The organism is Clostridium sp. CCUG 7971 (genome assembly GCF_017590215.1).
Lineage (GTDB): Bacteria > Bacillota > Clostridia > Peptostreptococcales > Peptostreptococcaceae > Faecalimicrobium.
Genome location: NZ_JAFFPK010000093.1, coordinates 1 through 764, shown reverse-complemented (window position 1 = coordinate 764; position 764 = coordinate 1). Strand labels below are relative to the sequence as shown.

Here is a 764-nt window from a genome sequence, read left to right as displayed (position 1 = left end):
TTTTATATACTACCTAGTTTTTAGACTATATTTATAATATCTTCGACCTTATCCATTTTTTCATCATAAATTTTTGGCCTTTTTATACTATACCATTCATATTTTTTTTGCAAACCTTCATGTAGTAAAATATTTGGTATGTAAAGACCATGTTCTATTAATTTATCTATATCTAATTTGTAATCTATATTTCTAAAAGGAAAATATTTTCGCTCTTCAAATTTAACCTTATTTATATCTACATATTTTATCATAGGTAATTTTCCTACTACAAAACCACAAGTTTCTATTAGTTCATTCCATGATATTAATTGTGGATTCGTTACATTATAGGCTTCTCTAACTTTATCTGTATGTATTAGACTTTCTAATACCTTTACTAAGTCTTCAATATATATAAATTGATTGACTACATCCTTACCGTAAGGCACAGGTATTTTTTTATTATGTAATATTCTATCAAAGAAGTAATACTCTCTATAAAAATTATTGTTAGGACCATATATATAGGTTGGCCTAATAATTATATATGGAATATCGCTATTTATAACAAAATCTTCAGTTTCTTTCTTATCTAGACCATATTTTCCCCAATGATTATTTTCACCTTTTTCATGATCTTCTTTAGCACTTTTACTACTGTCTTTATAAACTGCTCCAGATGATAAAACTATATATTTTTTTAATGATTTTACATCTACAAAGTCTATAAGATTTTTTATATCCTCTTTAAAGTAAGCTGTCATATCAAATATATATTCATA

1 protein-coding gene is annotated in these 764 nt (G+C 24.6%); it reads right to left on the bottom strand.

All coding sequences use genetic code 11. From position 1 onward, the window contains the following. Positions 1 to 20 precede the first annotated feature (20 nt). Positions 21 to 764: NAD-dependent epimerase/dehydratase family protein (locus JWF52_RS12110; RefSeq protein ID WP_208333814.1), on the bottom strand; the 744-nt coding region annotated here is incomplete at its 5' end.